We start from the raw sequence: 20,764 nt of genomic DNA on the forward strand, positions 1-20,764 counted from the left end.
CAGAAAAGGCAATAACAACGTAAAAATGAAACACGCAGGTCTCTTTTTTGTTCTGATGGCAATGCTATTTTCTTGCAAAGAGGCAAAGAAGGAAGCTTCCCAGGCAATTGTACTAGCTGAAAAAGAACAGGATGTAAAAGTTAAACTCTATACGTTCGATGGTGGCACGGTACAGGTGAATCAATTAGAACTGTTTTCCCAGGACACTACCTATACCGGGCAGACCAAAGTATTTTCCGATGCCTTTTACGTTATTGAACACCCTAAAGGGACTCTTATGTGGGATGCTGGCCTCCCAGAAATGCTGGTAGGCATGCCAGAACCCTATACAGACCCTAGTGGAGCTTTTACGGTTTCGCGCAAAGATTCTGTGGAGGCACAGTTGGCCACCATTAACATGACCCTTGATGACATTGATTATTTGGCCCTTTCGCATACCCATTTTGATCATAGCGGCCATGCAGAAAAATTGACCAAGGCCTTATGGCTGGTCCAAGAAGCGGAGTATGATTTTGTAATGAGTGAAGAAGTACGGAAAAACAATGCGGATGTCCATAATGCCGTAAACGACCTTACCAATGTTAAAAAATTAAATGGCGACCATGATGTTTTTGGAGATGGTACCGTGGTCATTAAATCCATGCCGGGGCATACGCCCGGGCACCAAGTACTTTATTTGGAACTGGATGAACACGGACCCTTATTGTTAACGGGAGATTTATACCACTTTTATGAAAATAGGGAATACAAGCGCGTTCCCATTTTTAACCATGATGTAAAACAGACCATGGAAAGTATGGCAGCCTTTGAGGCATTCGCCGTGGAGAAAGGAGCAAAAGTATATTTACAACACGCCAAGGGTGATTTTGACAAGTTGCCCAAGGCACCAAACTACTTAAAATAGAACGATGTTAGAGATTAAAAATTTACACGCCAGTGTTGAGGACAAAGAAATACTTAGGGGAATCAACCTAGTTGTGAACCCAGGAGAGGTACATGCCATTATGGGACCCAACGGCTCAGGTAAAAGTACCTTGGCATCCGTAATTGCAGGGAAAGAGGAATTTGAGGTAACCCAAGGTTCCGTGTCACTGGATGGGGAAGATTTGGAAGATGTTGCACCGGAAGAAAGGGCGCACAAAGGCGTTTTTCTTTCCTTTCAGTACCCTGTGGAGATACCTGGGGTATCGGTGACCAATTTTATGAAAACGGCGATCAATGAATCTAGAAAAGGACGGGGCTTGGAAGACATGCCAGCCAACGAAATGCTGAAGTTGATCCGTGAAAAATCAGAATTGTTGGAAATTGATCGCAAGTTCTTGTCCCGTTCCTTGAACGAAGGGTTTTCCGGAGGTGAGAAAAAGCGTAATGAGATTTTCCAAATGGCCATGTTAGCGCCTAAAGTGGCCATTTTGGACGAAACGGATTCTGGTCTGGATATCGATGCCCTTAGGATTGTGGCCAATGGCGTCAACAAATTAAAGAGTAAGGACAATGCAGTTATCGTAATCACCCATTACCAAAGGTTGCTGGATTACATTGTCCCAGATTTTGTACACGTATTGCACAATGGAAAAATCGTAAAGTCTGGCTGCAAGGAGCTGGCCATGGAACTAGAGGAAAAAGGATACGATTGGATCAAACAAGAAGCTGCGGTTTAAAAAATAAGTACACAGTTGCGGCAAGCCGATGCTGTAAACCGAGAACTGTTTACTGAAAATGATAAAAACATGAGTTTAAAAGAGAAATTAATTTCTTCCTTCATGGCTTTTGAGAACAATGTGGATGTTGACCATCCTGTACATGATGTTCGGACAGAGGCCATCAAGAATTTTGAAGCCAAAGGTTTTCCCACAAAAAAAGAGGAAGCTTGGAAATACACCTCGCTTAACAGCCTACAAAAAGTGGATTTCAGCATTTTTCCAAAGCAACAGAATGCTTTGGAGTATAAGGATGTTAAAAAGTATTTTTTACATGAGATCGACAGTTATAAAATTGTATTTATTGATGGCATTTACAGTTCTTTTCTCTCAGAAACTACCCATGACGGGGTAGATATCTGTTTGATGAGCTCTGCGCTCACCAAGCCCATGTACAAGCAAATCATTGATGTATACTTTAACAAGGTAGCTTCCAAGGACGAATCATTGACCACACTGAACACGGCTTTTAGTAGGGAAGGTGCCTATATCTACATCCCAAAGAACAAAATGCCCAAAAAACCTGTGGAAATCGTGCATTTTGCAACCGGGAACGAGGCCGCTTTGATGTTACAGCCCCGCAACCTTATCATCGTTGAGGAAAATGCAGAGGTGCAGATTATAGAACGTCATCAAAGCCTTACCAGCAATGAGGTCTTAACCAACAGTGTTACCGAGATTTTTGCCGCAGAAAGTGCCATTGTTGATTACTACAAGATTCAAAATGACAATGCTACGGCCTCGTTGATTGATAATACCTACATCAACCAAAAAGGGAAAAGCAACGTAAATGTACATACGTTCTCGTTTGGTGGTAAATTAACGCGGAACAACCTCAACTTTTTCCAGAATGGGGAGTATATGGATTCTACGATGAAGGGAATCACTATTTTAGGAGAAAAACAGCACGTTGATCACCACACCTTGGTACATCATATTGAACCCAATTGTGAAAGTCATCAGGATTATAAAGGTATCTATGGGGAAAATTCCACTGGGGTGTTCAATGGTAAAATCATCGTGGATAAAATCGCACAGAAAACCAATGCCTTTCAGCAAAACAATAATATTCTAATTAGTGACAAAGCAACAATAAACACCAAGCCACAACTGGAGATTTTTGCAGATGACGTAAAATGTTCCCATGGCTGTACCATTGGCCAGTTGGACGAGGATGCGATGTTTTACTTGCAATCCAGGGGCATCCCAAGAAGAGAGGCCCAAGCACTGTTAATGTATGCCTTTGCCAATAATGTCTTGGAAAGTGTTAGAATCCCTGAACTAAAGACTAGAATCAACAAGCTCATCGCCAAAAAACTTGGTGTTAACCTCGGATTTGACTTGTAGCATGGACAAAAAGCCGTGGCACCCTAGAAAGCTTGTTTATAGCGGTGTGCTGCTTTTTGTGCTGCTGTTCCAGTGGAACGTTTCTGCGCAGCTAACCCGCGTTGGCATTAAGGGGGGACCTAATTATTCTTCCATTGTTGGAGACCTGACAGAAGGGTTAAAATTCCGCTTTTCCGGTCATGTCGGAGTATTTGCTGAAGTTGATTTGTCTTATACATTAAAGTTCCAGCCAGAGCTTCTGTATTCATCCCAAGGATTTCAATTCAGTACGGATTTAGCTTCAATTGAAAATGGAGGAGGTTCCGTTGCTGGTGAAAATGATTTCAGAAACAACGTTCAGCTGAATTATTTAACGGTTCCCTTGATTATGAAGTTTGCCCTAAATGAAAAAGTTGATGTGGAGTTTGGTCCCCAATTCGGGTTTTTGCTCAATCAAGTAAATATCATTAAAAACTTGGATGAAATTGATGGAACGGATTTGGCACGGCGTACCTCCATTTCAGGCGATTTTCAGTTAGATTATGGAGCAGCTCTGGGCCTTGGTTTTATCCTGACGCAGAACATTTCCATTTCCCCAAGGGCCTATATTGGTCTTCGGAACCGATTAAACGCCCTAGGCGGCGCACAAAACTATAATGTCGCTTTACAATTGTCCTTGAACTATCTTTTTTAATAAAGATGTGGCATAACTCTGTTTGAAATCACCAGTACCAGTTGTTTTTTCCCGTTTTGTCCTCTCCAATACGGATCATACGGTATTTGCTTTTGCATCCAAGGTGTCTGTACAATTTTAAATGATAATTTCGGAAGAACTAAGACCAATCTTGACTGCTTGTTTTCGGTTTTAATGGAACATGGCTAGCTAATACTTTAGGATAGTAAGTATCTTTGTAATTCAACTGAATTGCTATGTTCAACGTTTCAAAAATAAGAGCCGATTTTCCCATACTGAATCGTGAGGTTAACGGGAAACCGCTGGTTTACCTAGATAATGCAGCAACATCCCAAACCCCGAAGCAAGTAATTGACGTCATCGTGGATTACTACCAAAGGCTCAATGCCAATATCCACCGTGGAGTGCACACCTTGTCCCAAGAAGCCACGGACGCCTATGAACAGGCGAGGCTTAAAATTCAAGCACACTTTAATATTGCCAAATCCCATGAGGTTATTTTCACTTCAGGAACTACCCATAGCATCAATTTAGTGGCCAATGGATTCACCTCACTGCTTAACAAAGGGGATGAACTTTTGGTCTCTGCGATGGAGCACCACAGTAATATTGTGCCATGGCAAATGTTATGCGAACGCACTGGAGCGGTGCTGAAGGTCATCCCCATGAACGAGAACGGTGAATTGTTGATGGCGAAATTTGATGGGTTACTGTCCCATAAAACCAAACTCGTTTTTTGTAACCACGTCTCCAATGCATTGGGGACGATTAACCCTATACAAGAAATCATCCAAAAAGCACATGCCGTAGGGGCGGCAGTATTGATTGATGGTGCGCAGGCATCGCCACATATTAAAGCGGATGTTCAAGAGTTGGATGTTGATTTTTATATCATCTCAGCGCATAAAGTATGCGGGCCAACCGGAGTTGGAATGCTCTATGGTAAAGAATCTTGGCTGAAAAAACTACCTCCTTACCAAGGAGGTGGTGAGATGATAGCAGAAGTCACCTTTGAAGAAACCACTTATGCAGATCTACCCCATAAATTTGAGGCAGGCACGCCCAATATCTGTGGAGGGATTGCTTTTGGGGCGGCTTTGGATTATATGAACGCCATTGGTTTTGATGCCATTGCTTCCTATGAAAATGAGTTGCTCGATTATGCGACTCAAGAATTGCTTAAGATTCAGGGACTCAAAATCTATGGGACGGCAGCAAACAAGACATCAGTGATCTCCTTTAATATACAAGGCATCCATCCCTACGATATCGGAACTATACTGGATAAATTGGGCATTGCCGTGCGCACTGGCCACCATTGTGCACAGCCTATTATGGACTTCTATAAAATCCCCGGTACGGTACGGGCAAGTTTTAGTTTTTATAACACTAAAGAAGAGGTGGATGTATTGGTGGAGGGAGTAAACCGCGCCAAGGCGATGTTGCTCTAATGATGACCACTTTTAAGTTGGTGCACAAGGACAACCTCACCCAGAATCATAGTTGCCTATTTTTTTATCCTTGTTATCCTTTTCTTAAAGCATTGAAATACAATTAACGTTATCGTATTTTTGCCATAAACCTATGGCATGACCATTACCGAAATACAACAAGAAATTATTGATGAGTTTAGCATGTTTGACGACTGGATGCAACGCTACGAATATATGATTGAACTGGGCAAATCGCTGCCTTTGATAGCGGAACAGTACAAAACTGATGATAACATCATAAAAGGTTGCCAAAGCAAAGTGTGGGTGCATGCAGAATTGGAAGAGGACAAGCTGCTGTTTACCGCAGACAGTGATGCCATTATTACCAAGGGTATCATTGCCATTTTAATCCGCAGCTTTAGCAATCAAAAACCACAGGACATCATTGATGCCAATACGGATTTTATAGATAAGATTGGATTAAAAGAACATTTATCGCCCACACGGGCAAACGGTTTGGTAAGTATGGTAAAACAAATAAAATTGTATGCCATTGCCTACCAAACACAATTGAACTAACATGAGCGAAGAAACTACTATTGACACTGCGGAACTGGGCGATAAAATCGTGAGGGTGTTAAAGACCATTTATGACCCTGAGATTCCCGTGGACATTTATGAGCTTGGATTGATATACGATGTATTTGTCAATGAGGATAATGATGTAAAGATTTTAATGACCTTAACCTCCCCCAACTGTCCCGTGGCAGAATCCTTGCCCGTAGAGGTAGAAGAAAAGGTAAAATCCTTGGATGCGGTAAAGGATGCGGAGGTGGAGATTACTTTTGATCCTCCATGGACGCAAGACCTGATGAGCGAAGAGGCAAAACTGGAATTGGGCATGTTATAACCTGCATATGGAAAAACAACAACTTACCAAGTCCAACGACCGCGTTCTTTTGGGCGTTTGCGGAGGAATAGCAGAGTTTATTGGTTGGCCAAAACTAACGGTAAGGGTGTTATGGGTGCTATTTACTTTTATGTTCTTAGGTATTTTTGCCTATCCCATCTTAGCTTTTATTATGCCATCAGCCCCCAAAAAATTTAATTTGGATGAATTCCGTAAAGAATAATAGTACCTGTAATGCTTGTGATTCATGGAAAAGGAAATTGTAAATAAGGTCGCAAAAAGCAAATTAATCACCTTTGATTTAGAAGAGCTTTATCCGGAAGGGGAGCGTAAGGTGCTGGACATCAAAGACTGGCTTTATGAAGGGGTTATTCTCAAGGAAAAAGAATTTCGGGCTTTTGTCCAAGCACATGACTGGGCACAATATCAAGACAAGTATGTAGCCTTATGCTGTAGTTCCGAGGCCATTATCCCTGGTTGGGCCTTTATGCTGGTGGCCTCAAGAGTATGTCCTTATGCCAAAAAAGTGGTTCAAGGCAACTTGGAACAACTGGAATCCGCTATTTATCAGCCTATCTTGGAGAAGTTGGATGTTTCCCAATTTCAGGACAGGCCGGTCATTATCAAAGGCTGCGCGCACAAACCCGTGCCCCAAAATGCATATTTACAGGCCATGGCAAAAATACAGACCGTAGCTAAAAGTGTAATGTACGGGGAAGCCTGCTCCTCAGTCCCATTATTCAAGAGAAAGTAATATTTTATTCTTGCAAAAGGTGACAATTACTACATTTGCGGGTCTTATACACTAAACATTAAAACACAAATGAGAAAAATCGTATTTGCTTTAGCATTCCTGTTCACTGCTGTAACGCTTACGGCACAAACAGAAGAAGAATTGAAAGCCACTTTGGCCACCAAAAAAGACTCTATTTCTGCAATTCAAGGAAGAGCCGATGCCATACAGGCTCAAATAGATGCCCTGCCAGGTTGGAAAAAAGGTGCTTTTGGAACCATTGGAGGCTCACTTTCCAACTTTAATAACTGGTTTGCCCAGGGCGCACCAAACAACAGCTCAGGTAATATTACCATTACAGGTAACGCCTTTGCCAATCTTAAAAGGGAAAAGTATTTCTGGAACAATTCCCTGAACCTTAACCTAGGTTGGGTAAAATTGGACAATAAGGACATTGCAACGGATTCAGAGGACTTTGAAGCCTTAACGGATGTCTTCCAAATCACATCTTTGTATGGTTGGAGACTGTCCGATAAGTTTGCCATTTCTGCCCTTGGAGAGTACAGAACCACCTTGTTGAATAATTTTAATGACCCAGGATATCTAGATTTAGGGGTTGGTGGTACATGGACACCTATTGATAATATGGTAGTGGTGATCCACCCTTTGAACTACAATTTTGTCTTTGCGGAAAACGATGCCGTTTTCGCAAGTTCTTTAGGTGCTAAAATCGTGGCCGATTACACAAGACAAATCGGCGCCGTTGCGTTTAAGTCCAATCTTTCCGCATTTATGAGTTATGAAGGTAGTGAACTGAGCAACTGGACCTGGACCAATAACTTTTCCTATACCCTTTGGAAGGGTATTGGTGTTGGTTTTGACTTTGGTCTAAGAAATAGCCAGCAAGAGGCCGCCAATTTTCAAGGTGTTGCCCTTGAGGATGCGGACAATTCATTACAATCCTTTTATACGGTGGGCTTGAGCTATAATTTCTAAGCTGTTGCATAACCGCAATAAAAAAGCCCTTGATGACAGCATCAGGGGCTTTTTTTATCGTTAAGTTCTTTAGGTAACAAGAGCCTTGGGGAAAGCCATTGTTTTCTGACGTAAATATAAAAGTGGGTTTTGGTTTTTCTATTTTTTTGATGTCAAACTGGTAAAAGCTGTTGGGAGCGGGCAACCTCTGTTTTTCTGACAGAAACGTTAATATTCGTCCAAATGCTCAGGATAAAGAAAGTTGTTGTAGGGAAAGCGGGTCACGTGGATGTCACGGACTTCGTTATAGACACGCTTTCTAAAGTCGTCAAGGTTTTCTTTGTTCAAGGCCGATATGAACAGGGCGCGGTCTCCTAGTTTATGGTACCAGGTCTGGCGCCATTCCTCCAAGGTAAAATGGATTTTGGTTTTTTGGGTTACCAAGTCGTCTTCATCGATGGTCTCGGGATGGTACATGTCTATCTTATTAAAGACCATGATGGTACTTTTATCCGCGCTTTCTATTTCGTCCAAAATTTTGTTGACCGATGCGATATGCTCTTCAAATTGTGGATGGGAAATATCAACCACATGCAGAAGAAGATCTGCTTCACGAACCTCATCCAAGGTGCTTTTAAAGCTTTCCACCAATTGTGTGGGCAGCTTTCGGATAAAACCTACGGTATCACTTAACAAAAATGGGAGGTTGCCCAAGACCACTTTCCTCACGGTAGTGTCCAACGTGGCAAACAATTTGTTCTCCGCAAAAACCTCGCTTTTGCTGATAACGTTCATTAAGGTAGATTTTCCCACATTGGTGTAGCCCACAAGGGCAACCCGGACCAAGGCCCCACGGTTACCTCTTTGGGTTTCCATTTGGCGATCGATCTTGGTCAATTTCTTTTTGAGCAACGAGATACGGTCACGTACTATACGCCTATCCGTTTCAATCTCGGTCTCCCCGGGCCCACGCATTCCAATTCCCCCTTTTTGTCTTTCTAGGTGGGTCCATAGCCCCGTCAACCTGGGCAGCAGGTATTGGTATTGCGCTAATTCTACTTGGGTTCTTGCATAACTTGTTTGGGCGCGTTGCGCAAAAATATCTAGGATAAGACTCGTTCTATCAATAATCTTGCAGCGTAATAATTTCTCTATATTTCTTTGTTGTGCTGGGCTTAGCTCATCATCAAAAATGGCAGAGCCTATATCATTTTCCTTTACGTAGGCAGCAACCTCCTCAATTTTTCCACTACCTAACAGCGTTTTTGGGTTGGGCACGTCCATGCGTTGCACAAAACGTTTTAGCACTTCCCCACCGGCCGTATAGGTCAAGAATTCCAATTCATCCAGATATTCCTCCACCTTGGTCTTGTCCTGCTCTTGGTTAATGATACCTATTAGAACCGATTTTTCGTATTCCGTTGTTTTCTTTTCTAGCATAAAAAGATTTAAAAGACAAAGTTACACATTGTTTGCTCGTCCTTTTTTGTATTTTTCAAATCCGATAAAGGAAAAAGTATGGCTAAAAAGTTCTTTGCAAAAAGGCATGAAGTTTCCCCAGATGGATTTAGATATCGGGGTTTGACAAGTTCCCGATTGGAAAATTTAACAGACGCTATTTTTGGCTTTGCCATCACCTTATTGGTCATTGCCTCGCAGGTACCAACCACCTATGTGGAATTACAAGTTTCCATGCATGGCTTTTTGGGCTTTATCTTCTGTATAATGTTACTCCTTGGCCTTTGGAACAATCATAGTAACTTCTTTCTGCATTATGGTTTGCAGGACAAGGCAACTAAGGTGCTCAATTTTCTTTTCTTATTTGTACTGCTTTTTTATGTGTACCCTTTAAAGTATCTATTTTCATTTTTGGGTACATCCATTTATAGCATAATCAAATATAAAATGGGAGACCGTTCGGAAGCATTAATGCAAGTGATGAATGAGGTAGGTAAAGCAGATTTGAGTGGCGACCAATGGGTAGATATCATGATTAGGTTTGGCCTCGGTTTATTTTTTATGTACTTGTTTTTACTGCTGATGCACCTCAATGCCTATAGGAAAAGAGCTGTTTTAGAACTCTCTTCCAAGGAAGTGTACCTTACCAAAAGTTTTATACAGTCCTATACTATCTTATTGGCCGTATGTATGCTATCTATGTCAATTGTGTTGGTTTTTGGAGGCAGAAGTGCTGCAATATCAGGAATGGTCTACATTTTTATTGCGTTTTTACTTCCTTTGAACCGTAGACGTAGAAATAAAAAAATGAAAATTAGGTTTAACGGCGAAACGGAATAAATGGCGGAGGAACAAGAATATACCATAGCCTTTTACAATCTTGAAAATTACTTTGATACCACGAATGACAATCACGTTCTGGACGATGATTTTACCTCTAGGGGATTTAAAAAATGGGACCATAAACGTTTTGAATGGAAAACCAAGAAACTGGCCAAGGCCATAAGCGCCATTGGTGAAGAAGACCAACAGTTGCCCCCAGTACTTTTGGGTATTGCAGAGGTAGAAAATGCCAAGGTCATAGAAAAGCTATTGGCGGCAAAGAACCTGCGGGACATCAATTACGGTTATGTGCATTTTGATTCCCCCGACGAACGCGGTATAGACACCGGGCTAATTTACCATAGGGATTATTTTGAGGTTTTGCGTGGCGAGGTAGTTCCTTTGTTGGTAGCCAATACGGACGGTCATCGTGACCTCACCCGAGACATTCTATATGTATGCGGTAAACTAAACGGTGAAACGCTCCACATTTTTGTGAACCACTGGCCATCCCGTCGCGATGGAGAGGAGGCCACGGCCTATAAAAGGCTGGCAGCTGCAAAGGCAATTATAAGTAAGGTGAATCAACTAAAAGAGGAGGAAAAGGCACCCCATATTATTATCATGGGCGATTTTAATGATGACCCAGATTCTGCGAGCATCAAATTGATAATGGAAACAGGGCTTTTTATCAATCCTATGAAAAAATTGTTATCTCCGCATACCGGCAGTGCCAATTATAGGGGAGAATGGAGCCTGTTTGATCAAATCATCCTTTCCCATAGTTTTATCAATGTGGCACCGGGAACGCATAGCTTTCAGAAAGCCGCTATTTTCTCGCCCAAGTTCCTGAAAGAATGGAAAGGCCGTTATCAAGGTAATCCATACAGAACCTATGCGGGCAAAAAGTACATAGGAGGATATAGCGATCATTTTCCCGTATACGCGATCTTAAAATTCCACCCATAAAAAGAAAGAAATATCTTACACAACGAAAATTAAACTGTTCACAACAAGCGAATAGGTAATAAGCTGCCTTTCATCGAAATAAATGCATTTTTCATCGATGTTATTTTGATTCTCAAATATATTTGTAGTCCAAATCTTACTTATTTGAACTATGAATTGCATTTCAAATACCCAGAAATATAGTATCTTTTTACTCATCCTCATATGTTTTGGAAGTGTTTTGTCATTAAAAGCCCAGACTTTTAGAGAAAAACAGGAAATCAAAAAGAACACCAACCAAATGCAATTACAGGCACTCATCCAAGATTTTGAGAAAGAACAGGGTCAACTCCGCTCCAAGCTAATTGCCTCAGGAATGGAAAACGATTGGAAGGCCAACCAAAAGGTACTGGATGGAACCGTAGTAGCACCCAACGGTTTGGAACCGGATGGGACCTTGTTGTATTACAGCACACAGCTTAGCCATAGCGGAGAGGTTACCCGTGCCAACCAATTGTATAGCGGTGGTTCCCTAGAAGCAGCGGTTACCGGTAAGGGAATGCAAATTGGGATTTGGGACGCGGGTGTTGCCCTAGAGACCCACCAAGAATATAAAGGACGCCTCCAAAATGCAGACCAAAGTACGCTGGTAGACCCTCATGGCACCATGGTAACAGGGGCCATTCTTTCTGTGGGGATACAACCAAAAGCACAAGGCATAGCCTTTGATGCAAACGCATTGGGACATGATTGGACCCGTGATAAGATTGAGGTGGCGGAGGCCGCTGCCAATGGCCTTTTAGTATCTAACCACTCCTATGGCATTGCCACGGATCGGGTGCCAGATTGGTACTTTGGCAGCTATATAAAAGTGGCGCAGGATTGGGACAACATCATGTACCATGCGCCCTACTATCTTATGGTGACCGCAGCGGGCAACGCCCAACGCTCCAAAGACAATGAAGTACCCAACTACGGAAAATCGGTCGATGGTTTTGATCTACTGGTAGGTTTTACCACGGCTAAAAATGGTTTGGTGGTTGCGGCCGCCGATACGGACATAGACACTAGTGGGGATTTAAAACGTGCCATTGTAAGCAATTACAGTAGTCTGGGCCCAGTAGATGATGGCCGTATAAAGCCCGATATTGCAGGTGATGGCGGCATGGTAATGTCTACGGCAGCAACAGGTGACCAAAATTATCATAGTGCCATGGGAACGTCCATGGCGGCCCCAGGCGTGTCCGCCACCTTACTTTTGCTCCAACAGTACCATAAGGAACTCCATAACGGCTATATGCGCGCCGCCACCCTAAAGGGGCTCGCGTTGCACACTGCTGACGATGTTGCCTCCCCAGGTCCCGACTATAATATGGGCTGGGGGGTCATCAATGCCAAACAAGCAGGGGAAGTACTTAAAAACAAGGATTTTAGCTCCCTCATACGGGAGCAATCTATTGATGACGGCAAAACACTGTCCTTTAAGGTAAAGGCCAATGGGAAAGAACCGTTGTCCATTTCCCTTTCTTGGACCGATGTTCCCGGAGAAGTGGTGGCCCGTGGTGCCGTGAACAACCCAGCTCCCGTTTTGGTCAACGATTTGGATGTCCGGGTAGTCAAAGAAGGAGAGACCTATTATCCTTGGAAATTAAATCCTATGGACGCTACCAAGGCTGCAGTAAAGGGGGATAATAAGGTGGACCCTTATGAACGCATAGATATCCCAGAGGCCAATGGGGAGTATACCGTTATTGTTTCCAACAAAGGACGTTTGGCCAAGGGCACCCAAGATTTCTCCCTTATTGTTTCTGGAGTTGCCGTTACCGCCTGTACCTTGGATGCCCCCCACAATTTTAAGCTAGGTGAGGCTAATATGGAAAGCTTACAGTTGCAATGGGATGGCCTCCCAGAAACCTTATATGAAGTTCAAGTACAATCCATAGCTTTTGATGAATGGCAAACCTTTTACACCTGGGACACCTCCTATGAATTGGATGCTTTAGAACTTGGGGAGCGCTATGCGGCCAAAGTACGTGCGGTCTGTACTCCTAATGTAGTTTCTACATTTACGGAAACCATACATTTTGAGTTCAAGGGAGATGTTACCGAGGCAGAAACATACCAAACCTATACAGCGGAAGAATCCCTTAGGCTCCAAGTTTTTCCCAATCCTGCCATGAATGAACTTTATATTGATAGCACAATTGCGCCCAACAGTCCATACCAGATTACCAATACCAGTGGCGGTACGGTTGCCCAAGGTATGCTAAACGGCGGCATTGAGGTCTCCAATTTGGCAACAGGGCTGTATACCCTTGCCATTGGTGATGGACAAAAGCTTAGACGGGCTAAGTTTATTAAAAGATGACCACTAAGGAGGACTATTGATAGAAGCAGGTTTCCCCGCTACACTTTTTTAATGGCATCATGGGGCAGGAGCGCATCACCACGTAAACGCAGAAAGACCTGTGCGGTGGTCACTACGTCTAACTCGCAATAAGTAATGATCCTGTCAATATCCCCTTCCTCATAATAGACCTGTCTTACCATGCTGCCTTCCATATCATCTTTGGGAGAAGGGATACCCAACACATTTGCCATAAGTTTTAATGAGGTATAATGCTTGTAATCTCCAAACTTCCATAGCTCCATGGTATCCAAATGTGGAATTTCCCATGGTTTTTTGCCAAATAAGTCCAGTTTATAGGGCAGTTGAATGCCGTGGATAACCATCCGCCTTGCGATATAGGGAAAATCAAATTCTTTTGCATTATGGCCACAGAGCAGGTGCTTGGGTTGGTTAAAATGGGTTTCCAGTAGCTGTTTAAATTCCTTGAGTAGTTTGTCTTCCTCCCCATAAAAGGTAGTCACCCTAAAATTTCTGTTTTCCCCGGTATAGGTTAGATATCCAACAGAAATACAGACAATTTTACCAAACTCTGCCCAGATTCCCGCCCGCTCATAAAATTCAGCCGGTGTAAACTCATCTTTTCTGGCATACTTGGTTTTCTGTTCCCAAAGCAATTGCTTTTCTTCAGAAAGGGCATTAAAGGCCTCCTTTTCCGGTACGGTCTCTATATCTAGAAAAAGAATGTTGGAAATGTCTAAACGATAAAGCATATTACAAAATACAAATTCAATTTCATTTGCTGCACATTAGCATTTAATATGTATATTCAAGGGCTATGAAAAAACACTATCTCCCATGCCTATTGACATTTGTAATCTTGGTTTCCTGCGCCGGGGACGACACTGACTTTGAATTTGCAGAGGAAGCGACCCTACCTAGTTTTGTTGCCATTGGTGAGGACTTGGAAACCGTTTGGCAGCTCAATTATAACGGAGCCTCCCAAAATGCCCAAATAGAAGATATTGGCACCCAGTTAGCTATTGATCCAAATTACCTGACCCTAAGGCAGACCGGCAATCAGTTGTCTTTTTATTCGTTCGATTCTGGTTTTTTTGATCTTTCCCAGAAAGATGTGGTGACGGGGGACATTCAAATATTCGACCGGTTTTACCAAAATACGGACCAGCGTTCCGTGGTCTGGGGCATCAATAATGAGACCCAGGTGTTTTTTGGTTTTTTTGCGCCATTAGGGAGTACAAATTTGGCTATTCGGCAAATTGGACTCCAAGATTTGCAAGGACAAGACCTTTTATTGGAAGCGGACATCACAAGGTTATACCAACCAGTATATGAACGGAACAAGCTATTTATACCTTATGAAGATGGAAGTAATATCTTTAAGGTGGGCGTGTATGAGACCAACACCCAACAGCTTAGGGTCACCCTAAATTTTGGTACGGCGAGACCAAGTATTTTTATGAATGCCGATGGTAACCTGGCCGTATTAAAGTTCGATTCCAATACTGGGCTTTCGCTGGATATTTTTGATTTTGACAGCATTCAGTTGTTGCAGACCACTCCTTTGGATTTAAACCAAGTCTTCCCCGTAGGTGCCCTTGAGGCAGAACTGCAGGGCGATGCGCTTTATTACGAATATACTTTTGTACAGCCCTCTGCACTAAATTCCGGTCCTGCCATATTTAATTTGGGCAGCCAACAAAACCAAATTTTGGACCTCAGGGGCATTATTGAACAATTGGAAACGGAACCTACCAACGATTTCACCCTAACCACTCAGCGGTTTAGCCCAAAGGATAATGTGTTTTATGTTGGCTACGCCAATCTTGCGGAGAACAGAACGGATGAGGGTGGGATACTCATTTTATCTAGGGAAGGGGAGCTACTGCAAGACATAAGGTTGGACTTTGTACCTACCTATATCCTTAAGGATTAAAATAGGCTTTGCTGTTTTGCTGGGCTTTCATGCTCCAATAGCCATTTTTTTCGGTGAAGCCCTCCGGCATATCCGGTCAACCCGCCATTGCTGCCAATCACCCGATGACAGGGAACCACAATCCATAGTGGATTTTTACCATTGGCCGCAGCTACGGCGCGTATGGCTTTAGGATTTCCCAGCGTTTTGGACAGTTCTAGGTAGGAACAACTTGTGCCGTACGGAATTTGCAGAAGTGCCTCCCAAACACGTTTTTGAAAATTGGTCCCTCTAGGGTTTAATTTTAGATTGAATCGGGTTCGTTTTCCCTCAAAATATTCTTGAAATTGGGCAACAGCATCCTTTAGCACCTCAGGAACCATATCTATCGGCTGTTCCTCATCATGCACGGTAACGGAGACTAGGCCGTATGCATCCCCTTGCAGGTGGGCATACCCAATAGGGGTTTTGATGTAGGTGGATTCCATAAGTTACTCCACCTCATTAGAGCCTTCAATAATGCCCAATCTTTTGGCACGCGACTCCCAATTTTTACGGGCCAGTACTTGTAGGTCTTCCACGTTATCGGACTCGTCCATGATTTCAAGGCCCAAAAGGGTTTCAATCACATCCTCCATGGTCACCAGGCCGCTAACGGAACCGTATTCATCCACCACCAAGGTAAGATGTTCGTTTTTCTCCACAAATTTGGCCAAAAGCTCTGGAATGGGCTTAGATCTGTTGGTCACCAAAATTTCGCGCTTGATGGAACCTAAAGTTTCGGAGCCATTTTTATTGATGATGGCCTCCAACATTTCATCCTTGAGCACAAAGCCAGTAATGTTATCTGCACGTTCATGGAAAACCGGTATCCTAGAAAAACGCAGCGGCCTATTGGCCTCAAAAAAGTCTTTGATCAAGGTTTCCTCCGAGGCAATTTTCATCACCGTTCTTGGCGTCATAATGTCCTTGGCCTGTATCTCATCAAAAGAAAGTAAATTGCGTATTACCTTGGATTCCGATTCTTGGAACACCCCCTCTTCTTCCGCAATGTCTGTCATTGCCGTAAAATCTTCTCGGCTTAATACACTTCCATGCCCTCCTTTTTTACCGATCAGTTTGGTGAACAACTGCAAAATCCATAACAAGCCCGTCCATCTCATAAAGAAGACCATGGCATTTAAGGCTTTTGCCGTAAAATTAGATAGTTGTTTCCAATACGTAGCCCCAATGGTTTTGGGAATAATTTCTGAGGCCACTAATATTAAAACGGTCATTACGGTAGACACCACACCTACCATAAGGTCTTCTGTGAAAGTAATGCCAAGAACCGTTTTTGTTTCACTGCCATACAGTTCTGCATAGGCCACTTTTGCCTGGACCCCCACCAAGATGGCACCAACGGTATGGGCTATTGTGTTTAAGGTTAAAATGGCAATTAATGGCTTGTCCACATCCTTTTTAAGTTCCTCCAATTCCTTTGCGTAGGCCTTACCCTCATTTTTTTTGACATTTAAAAACGTTGGGGTTATACTTAAGAGCACCGCTTCCAAGATGGAACACAGAAAAGAGAAGAAGATGGAGATTACCGCATAAAAAATAAGAAGTCCCATAGGTTATATCTAGTGCATACTAAGGTAAACAATACCCGCAAAACTAAACAAACTATTATTCAAGGGCTTGGAAACAAACATTTGATTGGTTTTTGGATACTGGTAAATTTAAGTGGAGTTGCGTTGTTAAGACATTAACGCTACCGCTTCTTTGGCAAAATAACTGGCTATAATGCTGGCCCCCGCCCTTTTAATGCTGATCAATTGCTCCATCATCACGGAATCATGGTCCAGCCAGCCTTTCTCTGCGGCTGCCTTTAGCATGGCATACTCCCCCGATACCTGGTACACTGCAACCGGAACATCCACTTCATTTCTAATTTCCCTCACGATATCCAAGTAGGCCAATCCTGGCTTTACCATCACAATATCTGCGCCTTCTTCAACATCCATTTGGGTTTCCCTTAGGGCCTCAAAACGGTTGGCGGCATCCATCTGGTAGGTTTTTTTGTCCTTGGGGACGTCAAGGGCATCAACCGGGGCAGAATCCAGGGCATCCCGGAAAGGGCCATAAAAAGCACTGGCATATTTGGCGCTATAGCTCATGATGCCAGTATCCGTAAACCCCTCGTCCTCCAAAGCTTCACGGATGGTCAAAATACGTCCATCCATCATGTCGCTTGGTGCCACAAAATCAGCCCCTGCCTTGGCGTGGCTTACGCTCATTTCAGCGAGCACTTCTGAGGTTTCATCATTTAGAATGGTACCCGCACCTACAATGCCATCGTGGCCGTAGCTGGAATAGGGATCCAAGGCCACATCGGTCATTACCAACATATCTGGACAGGTATTTTTTACCGTCTTAACGGCACGTTGCATCAATCCATCCTTATTGAGGGCCTCGGTACCTTTGTTGTCCTTTAGGTTGTCCGGTACTTTTACAAAAAGGAGTACGCCGCAAAGTCCCATGCCCCAAAGTTCCAAAACTTCTTTTTCCAATTGGTCCAAACTCATCCGGTAATAGTTGGGCATGGACGGAATTTCTTCTTTAATGCCTTTACCCTCTACCACAAACAAAGGCACCAAAAAATCACTCGGGGTTAAGATGGTTTCCCTGACCAAATGCCTAATGGCATCGTTCTTACGTAATCTTCTATTTCTGATTAGTGGGTACATTGTCCTGAATCTTTGTAGCAAAGATAAAATAAGGTAAAGAATAGCTCGCGTGGTTTTACGTATTCTTTTATTTTAGTAGCACACAATAACCCGTGGAAAAAAAGACCTCACCACCTCTATTAAGTGCGTTAAATTTTTCGCTGGTTTGGCGGGACTATCAGCAGCGGTTTTTAGCGCACTTTAAGGAACACATAACGGACAACCACCTGCATGTGGTTGCGCCACCGGGTTCTGGCAAGACCATTTTGGGTCTGGAAATGCTGCTGCGCATCGGTGAGCCAACCTTGGTGCTGGCTCCAACGCTTACCATAAGGAACCAATGGAAGAACAGGCTCATAACCTTTTTTAACCAAAACAGGGAATATTCAGGGATATCCTTGGATATCAAAAAACCAAATCTACTTACTTTCTCAACATACCAGTCGTTATTTTCATTACATAAGTCTTTTGGTGAAGCTGCGGACCAACAACTGTTGGCCTACGTGAACCAACACAACATCAAAACTTTAGTGCTAGATGAAGCGCATCATTTAAAGAATGGCTGGTGGAAATCTTTATTTGCCCTTAAGGCAATACCTAACCTAACCATTATTGCACTTACCGCAACACCGCCATACGATAGTTCTGCACATGAAATTGAACGTTATTTTAAACTTTGTGGTCCCATAGATGATGAAATTGCCGTTCCTGACCTGATAAAGAATGGAGATTTATGCCCGCATCAAGACTACATCTATTTCTCAAGACCACAAGAGTCGGAAATACGATATATTGTTGCATATCGGGAAAAAATCATGGTTTTTTTAAACGGTATTTTAGAGCATAGGGGTTTCATCGAGTTTATTAAAAATATGCCCATGTTTATTGATCCCCAGAATCATTTGGAGGAAATCTATAAGGACCCTGCTTTTTTTTCAGCAATTCTGATTTATTTAAAAGATGCAGGTGAGGTCATACACGAAGCAAAATTGGAATTGCTTGGATTTGGTAAGGATGATGTAAGCTTTCCGAGCTTTGGTTATGAATGGGCAGAGGTATTGTTGCAAAAAATCGTGGTAGATGACCGTGAATCTTTTGCAACTAGGGAAACTTTGCTGGAACCGATTGAAAAAAACCTTCGTGCTATTGGTGTTTTGGAAAAAAACCGAATCAATTTTATCGGGGATGCCAACCTTTATAGAAATTTGGCAAGTAGCCCTAGCAAATTTGAAAGTATTTACGCCATACTGGATGAAGCGTCCACCAGTTTACAATCGGATTTAAAAGCTGTGGTATTGACAGATTTTATAAGGAAAGAGTACCTAACGTTTAAAGGAAAAGATACTAGTGGCTTAAGTAAAATAGGGGTGGTATCCATATTCCAATATCTTTTGGCCAAGAGCCAATTAGGGCATCAGTGCGCCGTGCTTACCGGCTCCTTGGTGATTTTGCCCAATGCTGCAATTACCTATTTTAAACAGTGTCTTGGAAACGAAGGCTTAAAGTTGGATGGTGTTGTTTCCAGTGAGGCACACCAAAGTATTAGGGTACGGTCCGGTATTAAAAATAAAATGGTGGCGGCGGTGACCAAATTGTTTGAGGAAGGCAAAATAAGAATATTGATAGGCACCAAATCATTATTAGGGGAAGGATGGGATGCCCCAAGCATCAACACGCTGGTGTTGGCATCTTGTGTGGGCTCTTTTGTCTCTTCCAATCAGATGCGGGGCCGTGCGATACGGATAGACCCAAACACAAAACAAAAAGTGGGTGCCATTTGGCATTTGGTATGTCTAGATCCTACAGTAAAAGATGGTGGTAGGGATTATGCGATGATGAAGCAACGCTTTCAGGCTTTTACTGGGGTTTCCCTACAAGGCAAACCTTATATTGAGAATGGTATATCACGTATGCAACTACCAGAAAAATGGGATGATGTATCGGATGTTTCCAACATGAACAATAACATGCTTTACATAGCAAAAGCCCATTACAATCTTAGACAACGTTGGCAAACTGCCATTGCAAATGGTGAGTATTTAGTGCAGGAACTAAGGGTGCCTTTCGCTAGGGAAACTTCCTTTGGGAAAAGAAATCGATTAAATGCGGTAAATATTGTCAAATACTTATTAGTTCAGATTATAGCTGGGATTGGACTGTTCTTGCCAGAAGCGATGGTAAAAAACTGGACCGTTTTGCTGCGTAAGGGTTGGTTGGGTATGGTATACATTATTCTGGCCGGTATATTTTTAGGTTTTGGCCCTGCCACTTTTAAAGCCCTAAAAACTTATTTCCTATTTGGTAATCAATTTAAGCGATCAAGGAAAATCGCCTCAGTACTTTTTAACTATCTTAAAGCATCTGGGCAGTTCACTTCAGTTGATACCATAACTGGCATTGTGGCAAATCAAAAGACCAACGGCACCTATTCCATTTATTTGGATGGTGCCAACCAGCATGATGGAAGTCTATTCATTTCTTATCTTGAAACTATTATAGCACCAATAGACAACCCGCGATATCTTATTACAGTAACCAGTTTCTTTAAACGTTTTTTAGGATATCGAAATTACTATCCCGTACCTCAAGAAATCGGAAGAAACAAAAAGGAGGCTTCCACTTTTTTTAAATTATGGCAACAAGAGATAGGAGGTTCCAAATTGTGGTTTACCAGAACAGTGGGGGGCAGAAAATTATTGTTAAAGGCACGGTTCTCGCACGTGCGCTATCTTTTTGAGGAAAAACCGGAAAAGACCAATGCTTGGAAGTAGAAA

Annotated in this window: 20 protein-coding genes; 15 read left to right on the top strand and 5 right to left on the bottom strand. The window is 42.7% G+C overall.

Going from position 1 to position 20,764, the window contains the following annotated elements:
- The first annotated feature begins 25 nt into the window (after nt 1-25).
- The 10 genes from I595_RS13840 to I595_RS13885 all read left to right on the top strand — a co-directional run bounded on the left by I595_RS13840 (nt 26) and on the right by I595_RS13885 (nt 7,792).
- Entirely contained in the window at nt 26-904 is an 879-nt protein-coding gene (locus I595_RS13840; protein WP_054560022.1) for an N-acyl homoserine lactonase family protein, read from the top strand.
- A 4-nt stretch (nt 905-908) separates the two neighbouring features.
- Nucleotides 909-1,661 carry a Fe-S cluster assembly ATPase SufC gene (gene sufC / locus I595_RS13845; RefSeq protein ID WP_054560023.1) on the top strand — a complete coding sequence of 251 codons (753 nt, stop codon included), beginning with the start codon at nt 909-911 and terminating at the stop codon, nt 1,659-1,661.
- 69 nt (nt 1,662-1,730) lie between these two features.
- Nucleotides 1,731-3,047, top strand: a complete 1,317-nt coding sequence (sufD, locus tag I595_RS13850) for a Fe-S cluster assembly protein SufD (protein WP_054560024.1) — start codon at nt 1,731-1,733, stop codon at nt 3,045-3,047.
- A gap of 1 nt (nt 3,048) precedes the next feature.
- Nucleotides 3,049-3,720, top strand: coding sequence for a porin family protein (locus tag I595_RS13855; protein WP_054560025.1), 672 nt, complete (start codon nt 3,049-3,051; stop codon nt 3,718-3,720).
- Between the two features lie 236 nt (nt 3,721-3,956).
- A complete protein-coding gene (locus tag I595_RS13860) occupies nt 3,957-5,171 on the top strand; it encodes an aminotransferase class V-fold PLP-dependent enzyme (protein WP_054560026.1) in 1,215 nt (404 codons plus the stop codon).
- Between the two features lie 138 nt (nt 5,172-5,309).
- A complete protein-coding gene (locus tag I595_RS13865; RefSeq protein ID WP_054560027.1) occupies nt 5,310-5,732 on the top strand; it encodes a SufE family protein in 423 nt (140 codons plus the stop codon).
- 1 nt (nt 5,733) lies between these two features.
- Nucleotides 5,734-6,063 carry an SUF system Fe-S cluster assembly protein gene (locus tag I595_RS13870; protein WP_054560028.1) on the top strand — a complete coding sequence of 110 codons (330 nt, stop codon included), beginning with the start codon at nt 5,734-5,736 and terminating at the stop codon, nt 6,061-6,063.
- Nucleotides 6,064-6,070: 7 nt separating this feature from the next.
- Nucleotides 6,071-6,286: a PspC domain-containing protein gene (locus I595_RS13875; RefSeq protein WP_054560029.1), complete on the top strand. Its 216-nt coding sequence runs from the start codon at nt 6,071-6,073 to the stop codon at nt 6,284-6,286.
- 24 nt (nt 6,287-6,310) lie between these two features.
- The gene (locus I595_RS13880) at nt 6,311-6,817 is read left to right on the top strand and encodes a DUF2480 family protein (protein ID WP_054560030.1); all 507 of its coding nucleotides are present in this window, start codon (nt 6,311-6,313) and stop codon (nt 6,815-6,817) included.
- A gap of 69 nt (nt 6,818-6,886) precedes the next feature.
- Nucleotides 6,887-7,792: a DUF3078 domain-containing protein gene (locus tag I595_RS13885; RefSeq protein WP_054560031.1), complete on the top strand. Its 906-nt coding sequence runs from the start codon at nt 6,887-6,889 to the stop codon at nt 7,790-7,792.
- A gap of 207 nt (nt 7,793-7,999) precedes the next feature.
- Here the strand turns inward: I595_RS13885 and hflX are convergent, their stop codons facing one another.
- Nucleotides 8,000-9,211: a GTPase HflX gene (gene hflX / locus I595_RS13890; RefSeq protein ID WP_054560032.1), complete on the bottom strand. Its 1,212-nt coding sequence runs from the start codon at nt 9,209-9,211 to the stop codon at nt 8,000-8,002.
- 78 nt (nt 9,212-9,289) lie between these two features.
- Between hflX and I595_RS13895 the strand changes: the two genes are divergently transcribed.
- The 3 genes from I595_RS13895 to I595_RS13905 all read left to right on the top strand — a co-directional run bounded on the left by I595_RS13895 (nt 9,290) and on the right by I595_RS13905 (nt 13,367).
- Nucleotides 9,290-10,069 (top strand): TMEM175 family protein, encoded by a 780-nt coding sequence (locus I595_RS13895; protein ID WP_054560033.1) that lies wholly within the window; start codon nt 9,290-9,292, stop codon nt 10,067-10,069.
- Nucleotides 10,070-11,020 (top strand): endonuclease/exonuclease/phosphatase family protein, encoded by a 951-nt coding sequence (locus tag I595_RS13900; RefSeq protein WP_054560034.1) that lies wholly within the window; start codon nt 10,070-10,072, stop codon nt 11,018-11,020.
- Nucleotides 11,021-11,171: 151 nt separating this feature from the next.
- Entirely contained in the window at nt 11,172-13,367 is a 2,196-nt protein-coding gene (locus tag I595_RS13905) for a S8 family serine peptidase (RefSeq protein WP_083467608.1), read from the top strand.
- Between the two features lie 38 nt (nt 13,368-13,405).
- Here I595_RS13905 and I595_RS13910 read toward each other — a convergent pair whose 3' ends face one another.
- Nucleotides 13,406-14,119 (bottom strand): 3'-5' exonuclease, encoded by a 714-nt coding sequence (locus I595_RS13910; RefSeq protein WP_054560035.1) that lies wholly within the window; start codon nt 14,117-14,119, stop codon nt 13,406-13,408.
- Nucleotides 14,120-14,184: 65 nt separating this feature from the next.
- Here I595_RS13910 and I595_RS13915 point away from each other — a divergent pair, with 65 nt between their 5' ends.
- Nucleotides 14,185-15,303 carry a hypothetical protein gene (locus I595_RS13915; protein ID WP_054560036.1) on the top strand — a complete coding sequence of 373 codons (1,119 nt, stop codon included), beginning with the start codon at nt 14,185-14,187 and terminating at the stop codon, nt 15,301-15,303.
- Here I595_RS13915 and I595_RS13920 read toward each other — a convergent pair.
- From I595_RS13920 to hemB, 3 genes are all read right to left on the bottom strand, one after another.
- Nucleotides 15,300-15,770, bottom strand: coding sequence for a methylated-DNA--[protein]-cysteine S-methyltransferase (locus I595_RS13920; protein ID WP_054560037.1), 471 nt, complete (start codon nt 15,768-15,770; stop codon nt 15,300-15,302). The two genes, I595_RS13915 and I595_RS13920, sit on opposite strands and share 4 nt — an antisense overlap.
- A 3-nt stretch (nt 15,771-15,773) precedes the next feature.
- Complete coding sequence (locus I595_RS13925; protein ID WP_054560038.1) at nt 15,774-16,895, bottom strand: CNNM domain-containing protein; 1,122 nt, start codon at nt 16,893-16,895, stop codon at nt 15,774-15,776.
- Between the two features lie 126 nt (nt 16,896-17,021).
- Nucleotides 17,022-18,011 carry a porphobilinogen synthase gene (gene hemB, locus I595_RS13930; protein WP_054560039.1) on the bottom strand — a complete coding sequence of 330 codons (990 nt, stop codon included), beginning with the start codon at nt 18,009-18,011 and terminating at the stop codon, nt 17,022-17,024.
- Between the two features lie 92 nt (nt 18,012-18,103).
- Here hemB and I595_RS13935 point away from each other — a divergent pair, with 92 nt between their 5' ends.
- Nucleotides 18,104-20,761 (top strand): DEAD/DEAH box helicase family protein, encoded by a 2,658-nt coding sequence (locus I595_RS13935; RefSeq protein WP_054560040.1) that lies wholly within the window; start codon nt 18,104-18,106, stop codon nt 20,759-20,761.
- The last annotated feature ends 3 nt before the right edge of the window (nt 20,762-20,764 follow it).

The sequence above is a fragment of the Croceitalea dokdonensis DOKDO 023 genome, from assembly GCF_001306415.1.
GTDB lineage: Bacteria > Bacteroidota > Bacteroidia > Flavobacteriales > Flavobacteriaceae > Croceitalea > Croceitalea dokdonensis.

Excerpts from the sequence above, each read along its gene's own strand:
- I595_RS13840 (WP_054560022.1), top strand. The coding sequence starts at position 26 with ATGAAACACGCAGGTCTCTTTTTTGTTCTGATGGCAATGCTATTTTCT.
- sufD (WP_054560024.1), top strand. The coding sequence starts at position 1,731 with ATGAGTTTAAAAGAGAAATTAATTTCTTCCTTCATGGCTTTTGAGAAC.
- I595_RS13860 (WP_054560026.1), top strand. The coding sequence starts at position 3,957 with ATGTTCAACGTTTCAAAAATAAGAGCCGATTTTCCCATACTGAATCGT.
- I595_RS13870 (WP_054560028.1), top strand. The coding sequence starts at position 5,734 with ATGAGCGAAGAAACTACTATTGACACTGCGGAACTGGGCGATAAAATC.
- I595_RS13885 (WP_054560031.1), top strand. The coding sequence starts at position 6,887 with ATGAGAAAAATCGTATTTGCTTTAGCATTCCTGTTCACTGCTGTAACG.
- I595_RS13905 (WP_083467608.1), top strand. The coding sequence starts at position 11,172 with ATGAATTGCATTTCAAATACCCAGAAATATAGTATCTTTTTACTCATC.
- I595_RS13875 (WP_054560029.1), top strand. The coding sequence starts at position 6,071 with ATGGAAAAACAACAACTTACCAAGTCCAACGACCGCGTTCTTTTGGGC.
- I595_RS13900 (WP_054560034.1), top strand. The coding sequence starts at position 10,070 with ATGGCGGAGGAACAAGAATATACCATAGCCTTTTACAATCTTGAAAAT.
- I595_RS13910 (WP_054560035.1), bottom strand. The coding sequence starts at position 14,119 with ATGCTTTATCGTTTAGACATTTCCAACATTCTTTTTCTAGATATAGAG.
- I595_RS13920 (WP_054560037.1), bottom strand. The coding sequence starts at position 15,770 with ATGGAATCCACCTACATCAAAACCCCTATTGGGTATGCCCACCTGCAA.
- hemB (WP_054560039.1), bottom strand. The coding sequence starts at position 18,011 with ATGTACCCACTAATCAGAAATAGAAGATTACGTAAGAACGATGCCATT.
- I595_RS13915 (WP_054560036.1), top strand. The coding sequence starts at position 14,185 with ATGAAAAAACACTATCTCCCATGCCTATTGACATTTGTAATCTTGGTT.
- hflX (WP_054560032.1), bottom strand. The coding sequence starts at position 9,211 with ATGCTAGAAAAGAAAACAACGGAATACGAAAAATCGGTTCTAATAGGT.
- I595_RS13855 (WP_054560025.1), top strand. The coding sequence starts at position 3,049 with ATGGACAAAAAGCCGTGGCACCCTAGAAAGCTTGTTTATAGCGGTGTG.
- sufC (WP_054560023.1), top strand. The coding sequence starts at position 909 with ATGTTAGAGATTAAAAATTTACACGCCAGTGTTGAGGACAAAGAAATA.
- I595_RS13925 (WP_054560038.1), bottom strand. The coding sequence starts at position 16,895 with ATGGGACTTCTTATTTTTTATGCGGTAATCTCCATCTTCTTCTCTTTT.
- I595_RS13880 (WP_054560030.1), top strand. The coding sequence starts at position 6,311 with ATGGAAAAGGAAATTGTAAATAAGGTCGCAAAAAGCAAATTAATCACC.
- I595_RS13865 (WP_054560027.1), top strand. The coding sequence starts at position 5,310 with ATGACCATTACCGAAATACAACAAGAAATTATTGATGAGTTTAGCATG.
- I595_RS13895 (WP_054560033.1), top strand. The coding sequence starts at position 9,290 with ATGGCTAAAAAGTTCTTTGCAAAAAGGCATGAAGTTTCCCCAGATGGA.